Source organism: Pseudonocardia halophobica, assembly GCF_050948485.1.
GTDB lineage: Bacteria > Actinomycetota > Actinomycetes > Mycobacteriales > Pseudonocardiaceae > Pseudonocardia > Pseudonocardia halophobica.
This window is the reverse complement of record NZ_CP192046.1, coordinates 6,813,626-6,829,565: the sequence shown is the minus strand read 5'-3', so window position 1 is coordinate 6,829,565 and position 15,940 is coordinate 6,813,626. Positions and strand designations below refer to the sequence as shown.

The window sequence follows — 15,940 nt, the reverse complement described above, 5'->3', positions numbered from 1 at the left end:
GAGATCGTGAGCGCTCTGAAGACCGAGGTCGAGCCGGACGAGGTCGGGCTCGACGCGCAGCGGCTGGACCGTGTCGAGTCGCACTTCGCGAAGTACGTCGACGCCGGCAAGCTCGCCGGCTGGTCCGTCGCCGTCGCCCGCCGCGGGAAGGTCGCGTACGTCGCGCACCACGGCCTGCGGGACGTCGAGGCCGGGCTCCCCGTCACCGACGACACGATCTGGCGCATCTACTCGATGACCAAGCCGATCACCTCCGTCGCCGCGCTGATGCTGTGGGAGGAGGGGGCGCTCGAGCTCACCGACCCGGTCTCGCGCTACATCCCGTCCTTCGCCGAGACCCGCGTCTACCGCTCCGGCTCCGCGCTCAACCCCGGCACCGAGCCCGTGGTCGAGCCGGTCCGGGTCCACCACCTGCTCACCCACACGTCCGGGCTCACCTACGGCTTCCACCACGCCCACCCGGTCGACGAGATGTACCGCGGCAAGGGCCACGAGTTCGGCGCCCCGCGCGGCCACGACCTCGCCACCGCCTGCGACACCTGGGCGAGCCTGCCGCTGCTGTTCCAGCCGGGCAGCGAGTGGAACTACGGCGTCTCGACGGACGTGCTCGGCCGGGTCGTCGAGGTCGCCTCCGGCATGTCGCTCGACGCCTTCTTCCGCGCGCGGATCCTCGACCCGCTCGGCATGACCGACACCGGCTTCCACGTCTCCGGCGAGGAGGACCTGGCGCGGCTCGCCACCCTGTACGTGCCGAAGCCCGGCGGCGGGCTGGTCCGGAGCGGGGCGATGGCCGAGGCGATCACCCGCGAGCCGACCTTCCTGTCCGGCGGCGGCGGGCTGGCGTCGACGCTGCACGACTACCACCGCTTCACCCAGATGCTCGCGCGCGGCGGCGAGCTCGACGGCGTGCGCCTGCTCAGCCCGCGCACCCTCGCCTACGCCACGCGCAACCACCTGCCCGGCGGTGCCGACCTGGAGACCGTCGGCCGGCCGATCTTCGCGGAGTCCACCTACCAGGGAACGGGCTTCGGGCTAGGGTTCTCGGTCGTCGTCGACCCCGCGGCGGGCAAGCAGCTGCAGGGGCTCGGGGAGTACGGCTGGGGCGGGCTGGCCAGCACGGCCTTCTACATCGACCCGGTCGAGGAGCTCTCGGTGGTCTTCATGACCCAGCTGATGCCCTCGAGCGCCTACCCGATCCGCCCGCAGCTGCGGGTGCTGGTGTCGCAGGCGGTGGTCTCGTGAGCGAACGTGCGAGCTCACCATTCCCCACAGCAGCGCCGCGAACGCGACCGACGAGCGCCGGCGAGGAGGGCTCGTGAGCTGGGTGGACGAGCGCGAGGGCTCGTGGGTCCTCGCGTTCGTCATCCGGGTGGTCGTGGTCGCGATCGCGCTGTGGGTCGCCACCTGGCTGGTCGACGGCATCGAGCTCGGCGGGACCACGACGGGAGCCCGGGTGGGCACCCTGGTCCTGGTCGCGCTGATCTTCGGCCTGGTCAACGCCTTCCTCAAGCCCGTGATCAAGATCCTCAGCTGCCCGCTCTACATCCTCACGCTCGGGCTGTTCGGCCTGGTGATCAACGCCCTGTTGTTCTGGCTGGTCGGCTCGTTCGCCTCGCGGATCGGCCTGCCGTTCGTGGTCGACGGCTTCTGGCCGGGCTTCTGGGGCGCCATCGTCGTCGCGATCGTCGGCTTCGTCCTGCACCTGCTGATCCCGGACCGCTTCGACCAGCGCTGACGTGTGGGGTGAGTGGTGCTTCCGGCACCACTCACCGCGGCGAGCTCAGACGGGCCAGGTCTCCTCGCGGTAGCCGCCGTCCCAGAACATCCACTCGTACCGGCTGGTCGTGGTGAAGTGCGCCCGCATCCGGGCGAGCTCGGCCTCGGAGACGGACTCGCCGATCCGGTCGGTGGCGGCGAGCACGGCGTCGACGACGGCCTGGAACTCCTCGCCGCCGTAGGTGGCGATCCAGCGGGCGTAGAGCGGGTCGGGCGAGCCGGCTTCGAGCAGGTGCTCGCCGACCTTCGCGTAGATCCAGTAGCAGGGGAGCACCGCCGCGACCGCTTCCGCGTAGGAGCCGGAGTACGCCGTGGCGAGCAGGTAGCTGACGTACGCCTGGGTGGCGGGCGCGACCGGCAGGGCCGCGGCCTGCTCGGCCGTGAGGTCCAGCTTGCCGAGCAGCTCGGCGTGCAGCTCCTGCTCCGCGGCGATCGCGCCGGCCGCGTGGGCGCAGAACATGGCGAGGTCGTCCTCGCCGGGCGCCTTGGCCGCGCACAGCGCGAGCGCGCGGGCGTACCCGCGCAGGTAGTGCGAGTCCTGGACGATGTAGTGCCGGAAGGCCGAGTGCGGCAGCGTGCCGTCGGTCAGCCCGGTGACGAACGGGTGGGCGAGGATCGCGGCGTGGACGCCCTCGACGTCCCTCCACAGGACGTCGGTCGTGCGGGTGCTCATGCCCGGAACCGTAGAGCCCGCGGAACAGCCTTCGGTGTGGCGTGAACCACCCATGGAGTGATCATGTGCGCGAGGGGTAGTCGCTCTCTGACAGTTCGTGCGCTCAGAGTGAGATACTGGTCACTCTTCGGGTAGGATGACACCTGCCGGTAAACGGGGTGAGTCACGATGGAACACCACGGATGGCGACTCAGCGCTGAGCGCGCGCCGGCCCGCACGTCCTTCCTTCACGGAGGTGAGTGGAATGAGTCCCGTCCCCATGGACCATCACGAGAAGATGCGGCTGCGCGCTGCCGCGTTCCGGGTCACCCGCCTGTACCCCGGCCCCGTCGGTGAGGTGCTCTCCCGGGAGCTCCTGACCTGGGAGGAGTTCGGCTACCGGCTCGGCGGCGGTCAGCTCGTGATGCGGCTGGTCGACCACGTGCTCAAGACCCCGCTCAACCAGGACGGCGTCGCGGCCTGACTCCCCGGGCCCGTCCTACGGGGTGGGCTCCTGCAGGGTCGTCACGGTCGTCGCCGCCGGACCGCTCGGCACCGTGCCGTCGGCCGACGCGGCCACGGCGCCGCCCAGCACCAGCATCGCCGCGAGTGTCGCGAGGCTCCCCGCCCGTGCAGCGACCGTGTACGCCGCCGAGGCGGCGCCGTGCAGCGCCGGGGAAACCCGGCGGTGCCCCCGCTCGACGAGCTGTGCCGGCACGCGGCGCAGCACTTCCTCCACCGGTGCCGCCGGGATGCGGTCGGGCCGGTGTACGCCCTGGATGTGCGAGCGGCCAGGGTGCGCTCGGCGGTTCTCACCGCGACCCCCACCGTGCCGCGGACCGCGCTGAGCCGGAACCGCCGGAAGGGCGACGGTCCGCTCCTCCGGTCCGCCTCCGCGCGGGACCGGCACGGGGCGACGGGCCGGGGCGGCGGGGAGCACGGTCACGCCCGGTTCATCGTGACGTCACACACCTCCGTTAACGCGCCCTGCCCGCCTCACCCGATCGGGCTCCTCGCACCTCCGACGACCGGGGATCCGGCCGGCCGGCGAGGGCGGCCAACTACGGCGGCAACAGGCGCCTCCCGATTCCACCCGCCGGGCCACATGACGATCTGGAGCTGAGCCTGCCCGGGTCTGGCGCGCGGATCAGGCCGGGGCTTGGAGGACGGGCGGCGCCGGCGGGCCGACGCCGCCCGACCGTCCCTACAGCCGCTCCCGCAGCTCCCGCTTGAGCACCTTCCCCGCCGCCGACACCGGGATCTCGTCGACGAGTCGGATCTCGCGCAGCCGCTTGTAGGGCAGGACCTGCGCGTTCACCGCCTCCATCAGCTCGGCGGCCTCGGCCTCGGTGCGGCCCGGCGCCACCACGAACGCCACCGGCAGCTCGCCGACGTTCACGTCCGGCCGGCCCACGACCGCCGCCCCGACCACGCCCGGCTGCCGGAACAGCAGCTCCTCAAGCTCGCGGGGGTACACGTTGTAGCCCTTGTAGAGCAGCATGTCCTTCTTGCGGTCGACGATCCGCAGGTACCCGTCCTCGTCGAGGACGCCGACGTCGCCGGTGTGCAGCCAGCCCTCCCGCAGCGCCGCCGCGGTCTCCTCGGGCCGGTCCTTGTACCCGACCATGACCTGCGGCCCGCGGACGCAGACCTCGCCCTCGGTACCCGTGGGCACCGGGTTCCCCTCGTCGTCGACGATCCGGACCTCGGTGTCGGCGACGGGCGGGCCGACGCTCCCGGCCTTGCGCACCGCGGAGCGCGCGGACGGGTTCTGCGTGGCGCCCATCGTGACCTCGGTGAGCCCGTAGCCCTCCACGATCACGAGGTCCTCGCCCAGCCGCCGCTGCAGCGCCTCGATCAGCTCGACGGGCAGCGGGGCCGCGCCCGAGCTGAGCGTCCGGACCGACGACAGGTCCCGCGTGGCGAAGTCCGGGTGCCGCAGCAGCGCGGCGTAGAGCGGCGGGGCGCCGCCCATCGAGGTGGCCCCGAAGCGCTCGACGTCCGCCAGGTAGGCGGCCGGGTCGAAGCGCTCGTGCAGCACGCTGGTGGTGCCCGACAGCAGCGGGATGTTGAGCCCGCCGACCGTGCCCATCGCGTGGAACCAGGGCGTGATGTTGACGACGACGCCGGTGCCGAACCGCACCGGGAACTCCTCGGCCGGGCCCTGGTCGGCCAGCACGAGGCCGCCCCGGTCGTCGAGCTCCGGCCGGGCGCCGGAGCCGGCGACGGCGTACTGCAGGACGTTGACCACCACGTTGCGGTGCGGCAGCTGCACGCCCTTCGACCGCCCGGTGGTGCCGCCGGTGTAGGCGAGGTGGGCGAGGTCGCGGTGGACGTCGATCTCCACGGCCGGCGGCTCGGTGGGCGCCTGCGCGTGGAACTCCTCGAAGTCCGTCGCGCCCTGCGGGGTGAGCCGGACGGCGGGGTCGACGGCCTGCTCACGGTTGGTGACCAGCGCGAACTTGACCCGCGTCTGGTCCCGCACCACGGCGAACGCCGGGTACGCCGCCTCCCAGCTCACCAGGGCGACCGCGCCGGCGTCGGCCAGCTGGGCCGCGAGGTCCGCGGGCGGCAGCAGCGGGTTGGCCGGCGTGAACGTCGCCCCGGCGAGCTGGATGCCGTAGTAGGCGATCGCGTACTGCGGGCAGTTCGGCAGGTGGATCGCGACCACGTCGCCCCGGCCGACGCCCTGCTCGCGCAGGGCGTGCGCGAAGGCCGAGGCCCGGGCGAACAGCTGGGCGTAGGTCAGTTCGCGGCCGTAGTAGTGCACGGCCGCGCGGTCGCCGTAGCGGCGCGCCGAACCGGCGAGCACCGCGCCGACGGGCACCTCGGGGTGGTTCACCGGGCCCCTCCGGCGGTGAAGGCGGCCGGCAGGTGCTTGATGCCGTTGATGAACATCGACCGCAGCCGCTGAGGCTCCCCGGTGACGTGGATGTCCGGGACGCGGCTGAGCAGCTCGCGGAACATCACCCCCATCTCCCGGCGGGCCAGGTGGGCGCCGAGGCAGAAGTGCGGGCCGGGTCCGCCGAAGCCGACGTGCGGGTTCGGTGAGCGCCGGACGTCGAACCGGTCCGGGTCCGGGAAGTGCGCGGGGTCGCGGTTCGCCGCCCAGTAGAAGAGGGCGACCTTGTCGCCCGCGGCCAGCTCCTTGCCGCCGAGCACCGCATCCCGGGCCAGGGTGCGCCGCATGTAGATGACCGGCGAGGCCAGCCGGACGATCTCGTCGATCGCGGTCGGGGTGACGCCGTCGAGGTCGGCGAGCCAGGCCGCGCGCTGCTCCGGGTTGTCCGTGAGGAACTTCAGGCCCCAGCTGATCGCGTTGCGGGTGGTCTCGTTGCCCGCGACCACCAGCAGGACGAAGAAGCTGGCCAGCTCGTCCGGGGTGAGGCGCTCGCCGTCGATCTCCGCGTTGACCAGCGCGGACGTGACGTCGTCCGTGGGGTTCTTCTCCCGCGCCGCGCCCAGGTCCTTCATCAGCGCCGCGAGCTCGCCGCCCGCGGTGAGCAGGGCGGTGATGACGTCCGTGCCCTCCGGCACGTACTCCGGGTCCTGCGCCCCGAGGATCACGTTCGTGCGGTCGAACACGAAGCGGTGCTGGCTCTCGGGGATGCCCATCATGTCGCAGACGATCTTCAGCGGCAGCCGGGCCGAGATCTCGGTGACCGCGTCGCACTCGCCGCGGTCGATGACGTCGTCGACGATCCGGGTCGCCGACCGCTGCACGTCCTCGGTGAGCTGGGCGAGCCGGCGCGGGGTGAAGCCGCGCGAGACGATCCGGCGCAGCCGGGCGTGCCGCGGGTCGTCCATGTTGATCATCGAGCCGAAGAACTCCGCGAACTCCGGCGGCTGGTCGACGACCGAGGTCGAGCCCGAGCCCGAGGTGAAGACCTGCGGGGTCCGGCTGGCCTCGACGATGTCGTCGAGCCGGGTCAGCGCGAAGAACCCCGGGCCCGGCTCCAGGTATCCGAAGTCCGGCTCGGGGTAGAAGGGGATCGGCTCGTTGGTGCGCAGCCACGCGAACGCGGCGGCGCGCTCCTCGACGGGCACGGTCCAGAACCCCTCGACGTCCGAGAGGTCCGGGCGTCCCGGGTCGAGGGCCGTGTGATCCGTGGTGGTCGCGTCAGTGGACATGCATGCGGTCCCTCCTGCCGGTCCGCGGTGACCGGCGCCTCGCACACCATAGTTACTGAACGGTAGATCGGGGAGGGATGAGACCCCGTTCGTACCCGATCGCCACCGCGTCCGTGCGGCCCGCGGCGCCGAGCTTCGCCATGACCCGCGAGAGGTGGACGCTCACGGTCTTCTCGCTGATGTAGAGCGCCTCGCCGACCTGGCGGTTGGTGCGCCCCTCGGCCACCAGGGCCAGGACGGCCGCCTCCCGCGGAGTGAGCGGTCCGGCTCCGTCCGCGGGGGGCTCCGACCGCGTCCGCCGTGACCCCGCGCGCTCGCGGAGGTCCGTGGCCCGCGCCCGGAGCGGTTCGGCGCCCAGCCGCGCGGCCACCTCGATCGTGGCGTCGAGGTCGGCGACGGCCGCCTCCCGCAGCCGGGCGGCCGCCGCCCGGTCCTCGGTGCGGGCCGCGGCGGCGAGCTGCGCCTCGGCCCGCCGGACCCGTGCCTCGGCCTCCCGGTACGGCTCGCCGTAGCCGAACGCCTCGAGCACCCCTGTCCAGGTGGCGGCGTCGGCCTCGCCGCGCACGCGGTCCCGCTCGGCGCGCGCCCGCGCCAGCCACGCCCGCCCTTCGACGCCCAGTGAGCCCGACCGCGGGATGCCCTTCTCGGCGGCCTCCTCCGCCACGCCGAGCAGGCGCTCGGCCAGCTCGTGCGCCCCCTCGGGGACGGCGGCGAGGCCGAGCGCGGCGAGCATGATCGCCGCGATGTGGTGCGGGAGGAGCCGCTCCAGGTCGGCCAGGGCGGTCTCCGCCCGGCGCAGCGCCTCCTCCGGCGCGCCCCGCCAGAGGGCCGCCTCGACGCCGGCGCCGCCGAGGAGGAGGACCACCTGGTCGTCCTCCTGCTCGCGGGAGTCGAGCTCCGCCCAGCGCCGCTCGGCCTCCGCGAGCCGGCCCCGGGCGACCTCGACCAGCAGGCCGGCGGCCGCGAGCCGGCCCGCGACCACCGGGGCCACCATCGCGCCGCCGAGCCGCGCGGTGTGTTCTGCGGCCTCCCAGTCGCCCGCGACGAACTCGCTCATCAGCCGGGCGACCCGCAGGTCCATGCCGTAGCCGCTCCAGGTGGTGCCGGTCTCGGTGGCGCGCCGGCCCCCGGCCGCGAACTCCGCCGCCGCGGCCGCCGCGGAGCCCTCCTCGAGGAACGACATCCCGCGGTTGTAGAAGATCCGCAGCTCCACGCCGATGTTCCCGGAGCCCCGGGCCAGCGGCAGCGCCTCGGACAGCAGCTCCCGGCTGCGCGGGCCGCGGCCCTCGAACTCCTCCGCCACGGCCAGGCTGATCAGCGCGTCCGCCTCGACGGCCGCGACGTCCTGCAACGCCTCCGCGAGCGCCGTGTCCGGGTCCGCGTCCCCGTGTTCGCCGTGGGGCTCGGCGGTGCCGGCGCGCAGGGCCGTGGCGGCCTCCCGCGCGATCCGCAGGGCGGCGGCGCCGTGCTCGCGCACGCCGGGCACGTCGTCCGTCCGCCAGAGGGCGCGGGCCAGGATGGCGTGCGCCCAGGCCAGGTCGGCCGTGGGCGGCCCGTTCCGGAGGAGGTCGACGGCCTCCCGGACGGTCGCCGCAGCGGCCGCGGTCGCCTCGGTGCGCTCGAGCAGGCGGATGGCGTGCCGGACCCGGACCTCGCCGGCGCGCTCGCGGTCTGTGCCGGCGTCGACCAGCTCGAGGGCGCGGGTGCTCAGGGCGATGCCGCGGTCCGGGTCCCCGGTCGCGCTCGCCGACCAGGCCGCCCAGAGCGTGACGGTGATCTCGTCCGCGCCCGCGACCGTCGCGGCGTCGGGCACCGCGGACCACAGCTCGACGGCGCGTTCGGCGTGCCGCAGGACCTCGGCGGGAGCCCCCACCCGGTCCGCCTCGCGGGCCGCGCGCACCGACGCGGCGAGCGCGCGGGGCAGGTCGTGGGCGGCGAGGGCGTGGTGGGCGAGGGCGGCGGCGGGGGAGGTGCCGACGGGCGAGGGCCGGCCGGGCGGGGCGGGCTGCGCCAGCCGCGCGGCGAGCAGGTCGGCGTAGCGGGAGTGGATCCGCGCCCGCTCGCCGGGCAGCAGGTCGCCGTAGACCGCCTCGCGCAGCAGGGCGTGCCGGAAGGCGAGGTCGCCCCGCTCGTCCGGCACCAGGACGTGGTGGGCCACCGCCTCGCGGACGGCCTCCTCGAACTCAACCGTGTCCAGGCCGCTGACCTCGGCCAACGTGGCGTCGGCGACGCTGCGCCCGGCCACCGAGGCGACCCGCAGCACCTGCCGCGCGGGTGCGGGCAGCCGCTCGAACCGCGCCAGCAGCACGTCCGAGAGCGCCTCGGGCAGACCGGCGCCGCCCCCGGCGGCCGACACGAGCTCCTCGGCGAAGAAGGCGTTGCCCTCGCTGCGCCGGGCCAGCCGGTGCAGCTCGCGCTCCTGCAGCCCGAGATCGCCGGCGAGGGCGGTGACCAGGGCGAGCGCGTCGGCGGGCGGCAGCGGCGCGAGCTCCAGCCGCTCGACGGCGGGCAGCCGCACCAGCTCGGCGAGCACCGGCCGCAGCGGGTGCCGGCGGTGCAGGTCGTCCGCCCGGTAGGTGGCCACGACGAGCAGCCGCCCCGCGCCGAGCCGGGAGAGCAGGAAGACGAGGAGGTCCCGGCTCGAGCGATCGGCCCAGTGCAGGTCCTCGAGCACCAGCAGCACGGGCGGCCCCGCGGCCGACACCGTCTCCAGGGCGGACAGCAGCGCCTCGAAGACCTGCAGCTGACCCAGCTCGCGCCCGCCCCGCTCGGCGGACGACTCCCCGGGGACGAGCCGCACCAGCCCGGGATGCCGCTCGGCCAGCTCGGGGTGCTCCGCGAGCAGCCGGCCGACGATCTCGGTGAAGGGCAGGTACGGCAGCTCCACGCCGGCCGTGTCGATGCACCGCCCGAGCAGGACGAGCGCGCCCGGTCCGGACGCCCCTGCCGCCACGGACGACCCGACCTCCTCCGGCGACCCGACCTCCTCCGGCCACCCTGCCGCCTCCGCGGACAGCTCCGCGATCAGCCGGGACTTGCCCACCCCGGCGTCGCCGGACAGCAGGACGCCCGTGCCCCGCCCGGAGCGCGCCCTCTCGAGCGCACGGGCGAGGACGGACCGCTCGGCCCCCCGGCCGACCAGCCCGATCCCCACCCCCGGACGTGGCACGGGCGTCATGCTCGCACGGACCCCCGACGGTTCCGGGCGAGTTCCGCGGGCGTCCCCCTCACGCCGCGCGGCACTGCCGGGTGACCGCGGACTTCTCGTGCGGCACCGGCGGGGGTACGGGAATGCGCGGCGGCTCCCGCCGCCCCTTCCGCCAGAGCCGGGCCAGCCGGGCCGTGCGGATGCGGTCGGCCTCCGCGAGGAGGGTGCTGCGGTGCTCGTCGACCATCGTCTCCAGGAAGAGCATGACGACGACACTCCGCCTGAGGGGTGCCCCCGGACATCGGTCGGTCACGCCGTCCCGGGCCGTCGCCGCGCACCGCGCCTGAGGGGTCGCCTTACCCCTCGGGGTGCAACAGGCCGCTCCGGTACGCGGGCAGCAGGTGCCGGGGCACCAGGTACCGCCGCCCGTCGACCACGATCGGCACCAGGTCCGGCGCCGTGCCGCGGACCGCCCGGCGCCACTGCGCCCGCCGGGACCGGGTGTTGCTGCGCGAGGTCCGCCGCTTCGGAACGGCCATCAGGACTCCTCTCCTCGGGACCGCTCGGCCTCCCGACCGGCGGGTTCGGGGTCGCCGCAGGGGTCGGTGTGCCAGAACCCGAAGGGATCCGGCAGCGCCGGCCAGGTCTCCTCGCCGGCGGCGAGCTCGGCGTCGGTGAGCAGGGCGGACCGCAGGCCGGCCTCGACGGCGTCGAGGCCGTCGGCGTCGAGCGCGTGGGCCAGCACGACGACGTCCTGCGCCCGGTCCCCGAAGCGCGGGTGCCAGCCGAGCGCGGCGAGCGCCCGCCGCTCGTCGGACACCTCGTCCCAGGCCGCGGGGTCCTGCCCCGCGAGCCACTCACCGGCCTGCCCGATCCGCAGGCCGCCACCGGCGGACTCCAGCCACAGGACGTCGCCGGGCCGGGTGGCGAGCCAGATCCGCCCGCGGGTCCGCACCACGCCGTCGAGCAGCAGGTCGATCGCCTCGTGCAGGCGGTCGGGGTGGAAGGGGCGGCGCGCGGAGAAGGCGAGCAGCCGCACCCCGCAGTCGGTGGTCAACGGCGGGGCGCCGCGCAGCAGCGGGCCGTGGACGTCGTCGGGCCGGCCGCGGCGGGCCTGCGCGTGGGTGCGGCGCAGGAGGACCGCGTCGTCGTCGAGCTCGGCGAGCCGGGACCGCGGTGCGGTGGGCGCCAGCCGCTCCAGGACGGCGTCGACCCGGGCGTGCTCCCAGGCCGACGCGGAGCCGGTGTGCACGATCAGGTCCGCGAACTCCGCCTGCGCGACGGCGACCTGGGCCACCGTGCGCTCGTCGTCCGGGAGGTCGGCGAGGCCGCGCTCGGTGACGGGCTCGTCGCCGGTGGCGTCGTCGAGCCAGCGGGCGGCGTCGACGGCGGTGATCACCCCGCGCAGGTCGACGAGGTCGGTGAGCACCACGCCGTGCCCAGGGTCGGCTCCGCCTCCGTCGACCAGGACGTGCGCCAGCGCCCAGCACACCTGCTCGGGCTCCAGGGCGGGGTCGAGGTGCAGGACGACGCGGCGGACCCGGCCGGCGAGCCCGCGCAGCGTCGGCAGGAGGTCCTCGCGCAGCGTGCAGGACAGGCAGCCGTGGGCCAGCTCGAGCTCGGTCCACGTGTCGGTGTCGCGGTCGCGGATCCGGCGGTGCAGCCGCCCGCGGGCGATGTCGCGCAGGTCGTGGTGCACGACCACGACGCCGGGATCGGCGGTCCGCAGCCGGGCGAGGACGCGTTCCACGCCCTCGGTGCACAGGCCCGTGACCACGAGCAGTTCGGTGTCGGGCATGGGCCCTCCTCGGGAAGGGGTCGGGGTCGACGGGTGTTACCGTAAATGACAATCGTTCCCGATACGAGAGGAGGGTGGCGTGGCCGCCAAGTCCGCCGCTGTGCGTCCCGTGGTCAAGATGCGGTCGACCGCCGGCACGGGCACGACCTACGTGACCCGCAAGAACCGCCGCAACGACCCCGACCGGCTCGTGCTGCGCAAGTACGACCCGGTGGTCCGCCGGCACGTCGAGTTCCGAGAGGAGCGCTGAGGCCGAGCATGCGAAGCCGACCATCAGCGCAGCGTCCGGTCCGGTCGCCGCGGAAGAAGGCCAACCCGCTGCACGCCCGCGGCCTCACCGAGGTCGACTGGAAGGACACCGCGCTCCTGCGGACCTTCGTCTCCGACCGCGGCAAGATCCGGGCCCGTAGGGTCACCGGGCTGACGCCGCAGCAGCAGCGGCAGGTCGCCGTCGCGATCCGCAACGCGCGGGAGATGGCGCTGCTGCCGTACCCGCACGCGGGGCGGGGGTGAGCACATGTCCCGCAGGTGTCAGCTGACCGGTCGCGAGCCGGGCTTCGGCCGGACGGTCTCGCACTCGCACCGGCGCAGCCCGCGCCGGTTCGACCCCAACGTGCAGGACCGGCGGTACTGGCTGCCGTCGGAGAACCGGCACGTCCGGATCCGGCTGTCGGCCAAGGCGATCACGCTGGTCGACCGGATCGGGGTCGAGGCCGCGGTGGCGCGCATCCGCGCGCGGGGGGAGAAGGTCTGATGGCGACGACGGCGAAGATCGCCCGCAACGAGCGGCGCAAGGAGGTCGTGGCCCGGCACGCCGAGCGGCGCCGGGAGCTCAAGCGGGTCATCGCCCGGCCCACGACTCCGGACACCGAGCGGGAGGCGGCGCTGCGCGAGCTGCGCCGCCAGCCCCGGGACGCGAGCGCGACCCGGGTGCGCAACCGGGACTCGACGGACGGCCGGCCGCGGGGGTACGTCGGGAAGTTCGGCGTCTCCCGCGTGAAGCTCCGTGAGCTCGCCCACGCCGGAATGCTCCCCGGGGTCACCACATCGTCCTGGTGATCCACCCCGGCCGGAGCGCCGGCCGCTCGCTCGCGGCCGGCTGGTCGTGCCTTCGCCGGCTCGCCCGCGGCCGGCGGGGTGTCGCACACCCGCTCCTGTCGCCCCTCACACCCGCGGATCGCGCCACACACGCCGTCGACGGCCTGTGAAGCGCTTCGGCGGGTGTGCGGGCTCGTGGGCACCCCCGCCTTCCTGAGCCCGGCCTCGTGAGTGGCGATCGTCGCTCCGGCGGTGATCCCCGCTCACGACCCCGCCCCACCCGTTCCACCGACCCCGCGCGCGGGCAGGGGAGCTGCGAGAACGGGGAGGGGGACCCCCGGGTTGGCGGCCCGTCGCGGGGGTTGTGTAGAGTTCTGCAGGTCCGACGGGGAAGTCCCCGGAGGGCCGTGCCGCCCCTTTAGCTCAGTCGGCAGAGCGTCTCCATGGTAAGGAGAAGGTCTACGGTTCGATTCCGTAAAGGGGCTCCAGCGAGGTAGGTGTGACCGGCTTCGCGAGGCGGTGTAGCTCAGTCGGTAGAGCAAGCGGCTCATAATCGCTGTGTCGCCGGTTCAAGTCCGGCCACCGCTACACACACGATCCGAGCTCGAAGCAGGAATTAAGCAGGAGGCACCCGCGATGGCGAAGGCCACCGACGTCCGGCCGAAGATCACGCTGGCGTGCGAGCAGTGCAAGCACCGGAACTACATCACCAAGAAGAACCGGCGCAACGACCCCGACCGGCTCGAGGTCAAGAAGTTCTGCCCGAACTGCGGCACCCACCGCGCCCACCGCGAGACCCGCTGACGGCAGTGCCCGACGAGTCCTTCGTCGGCCGTTCGCTCCCGGCCGCCGGTCCCTTCCAGGTCGGCCGGGAGAAGATCCGCGAGTTCGCCGCGGCGATCGGGGACACCTCCCCGCTGAGCCGTGATCTCGACGTCGCGCGCGCGGCCGGTCACCCCGACCTGGTCGCGCCGCCGACGTTCTCGACGACGTTCACCATGCCGCTGATCGAGGCGTTCCTCCGGGACCCCGACTTCGGCTGGGACTACACGCGGATGGTCCACGGCGACCAGCGCATCACCTTCCACCGCGCGATCCACGGCGGCGACGAGCTGTTCACCACGATCCACGTCGACGAGCTGCGCACGCGCGCGGGCAGCCACATGCTGACCCTGCGCTGCGAGGTGGCCGACGCCGCGGGCGAGCCGGTCGCCACCACGAGCTCGCTGTTGGTGACCCAGGCATGAGCACCCCGCAGAACGCCGCGAAGGGCGACGAGCTGCCGCCGCTGCGGCTGCACCTCACCCGGGCCGACCTGGTCCGCTACGCAGGCGCCTCCGGCGACTTCAACCCGATCCACTGGAGCGACCGCGTCGCGGGCGTGGCCGGGCTGCCCGGTGTGATCGCGCACGGGATGCTGACGATGGCCGTGGCCGGCCGGGTCGTCACCGACTGGGTCGGCGACCCCTCGCTGGTGCGCAGCTACGGCACCCGCTTCACCCGCCCCGTCGTCGTCCCGGACGACGACACGGGGGCCCTCGTGGAGATCACCGGGACGGTCGCGGACGTCACCGAGTCGGACGGTGTGCGCGTCGCCCGGATCGACGTCAAGGCCGTGTCCGACGGCAGGTCCGTGCTGGGCAGGGCCACCGCGGAGGTCGTCCTCCCCGGCTGAGCCGGCGGGCGTGTCCGGTTGCCGTGATCGCCGAGTGGGTCGATGCTGCCTGCGTCCCGGGTCCGCACGGGCCCGCGCCACACGGAGGGAGCACCACGTGAAGTTCGGGAAGCTGGTGGACAAGGCCTGGGAGGAGAAGACGGCGTCGGAGATCCTCTCCGCCCCGCCGTCGGCCCTCGAGGGTCTGACCGAGAAGCACGACGAGGCGCTGGCCGCCCTCGGCATCAAGTCGGTCGGCGACCTGGCCAAGTGGAAGTACTTCCAGCGCGCCTCCGCGCTCGCCGCCCTGGCCGACCTCGACAAGTAGCCCGACGCGACGAGGGGCGGGTGCCGTCGGCGCCCGCCCCTCGTGTGTGTCCAGGGTCCTCTACTGGGCCTCGCGCAGCAGCGCGCCCATCCGCTCGACGCCGGTGCGCAGGTCGTCGTCGCCCAGGGCGTAGGAGAGGCGGAAGTAGCCCGGGGTGCCGAACGCCTCGCCGGGCACGACGGCCACCTCGGCGTGCTCGAGCACGGCGGCCGCCAGGTCGAGGCTGGTCTCGATCTTCTGCCCGCGGATCTGCTTGCCCAGCAGCTCGCGCACGTCCGGGTAGACGTAGAAGGCGCCCTTCGGCGTGGGGCACTGCACGCCGGGGATTGCCGAGAGCAGCTCGACGATGGTGCGGCGGCGGCGGTCGAAGGCGGTGCGCATCTCGGCGACGGCGTCGAGCGGCCCGGTGAGGGCCTCGACCGCCGCGCGCTGCGACACGTTCGCGACGTTCGACGACAGGTGCGACTGCAGGTTCGTCGCCGCCTTGACGACGTCCGTGGGGCCGGCCATCCAGCCGACCCGCCAGCCCGTCATCGCGTAGGTCTTGGCCACCCCGTTGAGCACCACGGTGGTGTCGGCCAGCTCGGGGACGGCGACGGGCAGCGAGACGGCCTCGGCGCCGTCGTAGACCAGGTGCTCGTAGATCTCGTCCGTGACCACCCAGATGCCGTTCTCGAGCGCCCACCGGCCGACGGCCTCGGTGAGCTCGCGCGGGGCGACGGCGCCGGTCGGGTTCGACGGCGAGCACCACAGCAGCACCTTCGTGGCGGGGGTGCGGGCGGCGTCGAGCTGGTCGACGGTGGGCAGGTAGTCCTGCTCCGACCCCGTGACGACGACCTTGGTCACGCCGCCGGCCAGGGCGATGGCCTCGGGGTAGGTGGTCCAGTACGGGGCGGGGAGGATGACCTCGTCGCCCGGGTCGAGCAGCGTCGCGAAGGTCTCGTACACGGCCTGCTTGCCGCCGTTGGTCACGAGGACCTGGTTCGCGGCGATCTCGTAGCCGGAGTCCCGCTTCGTCTTCTCCACGATCGCGGCCTTGAGCTCGGGGAGCCCGCCCGCGGGGGAGTAGCGGTGGTTCTTCGGGTCCTGCGCGGCGGCGACGGCGGCCTCGACGATCGGCTGCGGCGTGGGGAAGTCCGGCTCGCCCGCGCCGAAGCCGATCACCGGGCGGCCCTCGGCCTTGAGCGCCTTGGCCTTCGCGTCGACGGCGAGGGTGGCGGACTCGGCGATGTTCCCGATCCGGGTGGAGATCCGGGGCTTCTGCGACGTTCCAGCGGTCGATGCTGTCGGTGCGGACATGGCCCTCATCCTCGCGCACCGCGCGTACCCTCGCGCGAGCGGGTTTCGGCCCGCGGACCCGCGCGGATCTCTCCCGGGGGGCCGCGGGTGAAGGGCCCGGGAACGGGTGCCGTACA

General features: G+C 74.2%; 20 protein-coding genes and 2 tRNA genes. 13 read left to right on the top strand and 9 right to left on the bottom strand.

The annotated features are described in order from the left end of the window. The first annotated feature begins 6 nt into the window (after nucleotides 1-6). Nucleotides 7-1,242 (top strand): serine hydrolase domain-containing protein, encoded by a 1,236-nt coding sequence (locus ACQP04_RS32600; protein ID WP_433504300.1) that lies wholly within the window; start codon nucleotides 7-9, stop codon nucleotides 1,240-1,242. A 73-nt stretch (nucleotides 1,243-1,315) separates the two neighbouring features. Then, on the top strand, nucleotides 1,316-1,735 hold the full coding sequence (locus tag ACQP04_RS32595; protein ID WP_433504299.1) for a phage holin family protein: 420 nt from the start codon (nucleotides 1,316-1,318) through the stop codon (nucleotides 1,733-1,735). 45 nt (nucleotides 1,736-1,780) lie between these two features. Here ACQP04_RS32595 and tenA read toward each other — a convergent pair whose 3' ends face one another. After that, nucleotides 1,781-2,449, bottom strand: a complete 669-nt coding sequence (gene tenA, locus ACQP04_RS32590) for a thiaminase II (protein ID WP_433504298.1) — start codon at nucleotides 2,447-2,449, stop codon at nucleotides 1,781-1,783. Between the two features lie 244 nt (nucleotides 2,450-2,693). On the opposite strand from tenA, the gene ACQP04_RS32585 reads away from it, so the two are divergent. After that, complete coding sequence (locus ACQP04_RS32585) at nucleotides 2,694-2,912, top strand: hypothetical protein (protein ID WP_037046035.1); 219 nt, start codon at nucleotides 2,694-2,696, stop codon at nucleotides 2,910-2,912. A gap of 15 nt (nucleotides 2,913-2,927) precedes the next feature. Here the strand turns inward: ACQP04_RS32585 and ACQP04_RS32580 are convergent, their stop codons facing one another. The 7 genes from ACQP04_RS32580 to mrf form a co-directional block, all read right to left on the bottom strand. Continuing rightward, complete coding sequence (locus ACQP04_RS32580) at nucleotides 2,928-3,146, bottom strand: hypothetical protein (protein WP_433504297.1); 219 nt, start codon at nucleotides 3,144-3,146, stop codon at nucleotides 2,928-2,930. 486 nt (nucleotides 3,147-3,632) lie between these two features. Further along, nucleotides 3,633-5,270: a class I adenylate-forming enzyme family protein gene (locus ACQP04_RS32575; RefSeq protein ID WP_433504296.1), complete on the bottom strand. Its 1,638-nt coding sequence runs from the start codon at nucleotides 5,268-5,270 to the stop codon at nucleotides 3,633-3,635. Beyond that, nucleotides 5,267-6,559 (bottom strand): cytochrome P450, encoded by a 1,293-nt coding sequence (locus ACQP04_RS32570; protein ID WP_433504295.1) that lies wholly within the window; start codon nucleotides 6,557-6,559, stop codon nucleotides 5,267-5,269. Before ACQP04_RS32570 ends, ACQP04_RS32575 begins: the two co-directional genes overlap by 4 nt. Nucleotides 6,560-6,611: 52 nt before the next feature. Then, complete coding sequence (locus tag ACQP04_RS32565) at nucleotides 6,612-9,728, bottom strand: helix-turn-helix transcriptional regulator (protein WP_433504294.1); 3,117 nt, start codon at nucleotides 9,726-9,728, stop codon at nucleotides 6,612-6,614. Between the two features lie 58 nt (nucleotides 9,729-9,786). Continuing rightward, entirely contained in the window at nucleotides 9,787-9,972 is a 186-nt protein-coding gene (locus ACQP04_RS32560; protein WP_433504293.1) for a hypothetical protein, read from the bottom strand. A 91-nt stretch (nucleotides 9,973-10,063) separates the two neighbouring features. Then, on the bottom strand, nucleotides 10,064-10,246 hold the full coding sequence (gene rpmF / locus ACQP04_RS32555; protein ID WP_433504292.1) for a 50S ribosomal protein L32: 183 nt from the start codon (nucleotides 10,244-10,246) through the stop codon (nucleotides 10,064-10,066). Further along, entirely contained in the window at nucleotides 10,246-11,505 is a 1,260-nt protein-coding gene (gene mrf, locus ACQP04_RS32550) for a ribosome hibernation factor-recruiting GTPase MRF (protein ID WP_433504291.1), read from the bottom strand. Before mrf ends, rpmF begins: the two co-directional genes overlap by 1 nt. A gap of 100 nt (nucleotides 11,506-11,605) precedes the next feature. On the opposite strand from mrf, the gene rpmG (ACQP04_RS32545) reads away from it, so the two are divergent. The 10 genes from rpmG (ACQP04_RS32545) to ACQP04_RS32500 all read left to right on the top strand — a co-directional run bounded on the left by rpmG (ACQP04_RS32545) (nucleotide 11,606) and on the right by ACQP04_RS32500 (nucleotide 14,525). After that, nucleotides 11,606-11,755, top strand: a complete 150-nt coding sequence (rpmG, locus tag ACQP04_RS32545; RefSeq protein ID WP_269323010.1) for a 50S ribosomal protein L33 — start codon at nucleotides 11,606-11,608, stop codon at nucleotides 11,753-11,755. Between the two features lie 8 nt (nucleotides 11,756-11,763). Continuing rightward, nucleotides 11,764-12,018: a 30S ribosomal protein S18 gene (rpsR, locus tag ACQP04_RS32540; RefSeq protein ID WP_433504290.1), complete on the top strand. Its 255-nt coding sequence runs from the start codon at nucleotides 11,764-11,766 to the stop codon at nucleotides 12,016-12,018. 4 nt (nucleotides 12,019-12,022) lie between these two features. After that, nucleotides 12,023-12,259: a 50S ribosomal protein L28 gene (gene rpmB / locus ACQP04_RS32535; RefSeq protein ID WP_433504289.1), complete on the top strand. Its 237-nt coding sequence runs from the start codon at nucleotides 12,023-12,025 to the stop codon at nucleotides 12,257-12,259. Further along, complete coding sequence (gene rpsN, locus ACQP04_RS32530) at nucleotides 12,259-12,564, top strand: 30S ribosomal protein S14 (RefSeq protein ID WP_433504288.1); 306 nt, start codon at nucleotides 12,259-12,261, stop codon at nucleotides 12,562-12,564. Before rpmB ends, rpsN begins: the two co-directional genes overlap by 1 nt. Nucleotides 12,565-12,955: 391 nt before the next feature. Further along, nucleotides 12,956-13,031: transfer RNA gene (locus ACQP04_RS32525), tRNA-Thr, on the top strand. 27 nt (nucleotides 13,032-13,058) lie between these two features. Further along, nucleotides 13,059-13,131: transfer RNA gene (locus ACQP04_RS32520), tRNA-Met, on the top strand. A 48-nt stretch (nucleotides 13,132-13,179) separates the two neighbouring features. Continuing rightward, entirely contained in the window at nucleotides 13,180-13,347 is a 168-nt protein-coding gene (rpmG, locus tag ACQP04_RS32515) for a 50S ribosomal protein L33 (protein ID WP_037046058.1), read from the top strand. A 5-nt stretch (nucleotides 13,348-13,352) separates the two neighbouring features. Beyond that, nucleotides 13,353-13,790 carry an FAS1-like dehydratase domain-containing protein gene (locus ACQP04_RS32510; protein WP_358209690.1) on the top strand — a complete coding sequence of 146 codons (438 nt, stop codon included), beginning with the start codon at nucleotides 13,353-13,355 and terminating at the stop codon, nucleotides 13,788-13,790. Next, complete coding sequence (locus tag ACQP04_RS32505) at nucleotides 13,787-14,218, top strand: MaoC family dehydratase (RefSeq protein WP_433504287.1); 432 nt, start codon at nucleotides 13,787-13,789, stop codon at nucleotides 14,216-14,218. Before ACQP04_RS32510 ends, ACQP04_RS32505 begins: the two co-directional genes overlap by 4 nt. A gap of 97 nt (nucleotides 14,219-14,315) precedes the next feature. Next, the gene (locus ACQP04_RS32500; protein WP_433504286.1) at nucleotides 14,316-14,525 is read left to right on the top strand and encodes a hypothetical protein; all 210 of its coding nucleotides are present in this window, start codon (nucleotides 14,316-14,318) and stop codon (nucleotides 14,523-14,525) included. Between the two features lie 60 nt (nucleotides 14,526-14,585). On the opposite strand, the gene ACQP04_RS32495 is transcribed toward ACQP04_RS32500, so the two are convergent. Further along, the gene (locus ACQP04_RS32495) at nucleotides 14,586-15,824 is read right to left on the bottom strand and encodes a pyridoxal phosphate-dependent aminotransferase (protein ID WP_433504285.1); all 1,239 of its coding nucleotides are present in this window, start codon (nucleotides 15,822-15,824) and stop codon (nucleotides 14,586-14,588) included. Between the last annotated feature and the right edge of the window lie 116 nt (nucleotides 15,825-15,940).

Excerpts from the sequence above, each read along its gene's own strand:
- tenA (WP_433504298.1), bottom strand. The coding sequence starts at position 2,449 with ATGAGCACCCGCACGACCGACGTCCTGTGGAGGGACGTCGAGGGCGTC.
- ACQP04_RS32585 (WP_037046035.1), top strand. The coding sequence starts at position 2,694 with ATGAGTCCCGTCCCCATGGACCATCACGAGAAGATGCGGCTGCGCGCT.
- ACQP04_RS32570 (WP_433504295.1), bottom strand. The coding sequence starts at position 6,559 with ATGTCCACTGACGCGACCACCACGGATCACACGGCCCTCGACCCGGGA.
- ACQP04_RS32560 (WP_433504293.1), bottom strand. The coding sequence starts at position 9,972 with ATGCTCTTCCTGGAGACGATGGTCGACGAGCACCGCAGCACCCTCCTC.
- rpmF (WP_433504292.1), bottom strand. The coding sequence starts at position 10,246 with ATGGCCGTTCCGAAGCGGCGGACCTCGCGCAGCAACACCCGGTCCCGG.
- mrf (WP_433504291.1), bottom strand. The coding sequence starts at position 11,505 with ATGCCCGACACCGAACTGCTCGTGGTCACGGGCCTGTGCACCGAGGGC.
- rpsR (WP_433504290.1), top strand. The coding sequence starts at position 11,764 with ATGCGAAGCCGACCATCAGCGCAGCGTCCGGTCCGGTCGCCGCGGAAG.
- rpmB (WP_433504289.1), top strand. The coding sequence starts at position 12,023 with ATGTCCCGCAGGTGTCAGCTGACCGGTCGCGAGCCGGGCTTCGGCCGG.
- rpsN (WP_433504288.1), top strand. The coding sequence starts at position 12,259 with ATGGCGACGACGGCGAAGATCGCCCGCAACGAGCGGCGCAAGGAGGTC.
- rpmG (WP_037046058.1), top strand. The coding sequence starts at position 13,180 with ATGGCGAAGGCCACCGACGTCCGGCCGAAGATCACGCTGGCGTGCGAG.
- ACQP04_RS32505 (WP_433504287.1), top strand. The coding sequence starts at position 13,787 with ATGAGCACCCCGCAGAACGCCGCGAAGGGCGACGAGCTGCCGCCGCTG.
- ACQP04_RS32495 (WP_433504285.1), bottom strand. The coding sequence starts at position 15,824 with ATGTCCGCACCGACAGCATCGACCGCTGGAACGTCGCAGAAGCCCCGG.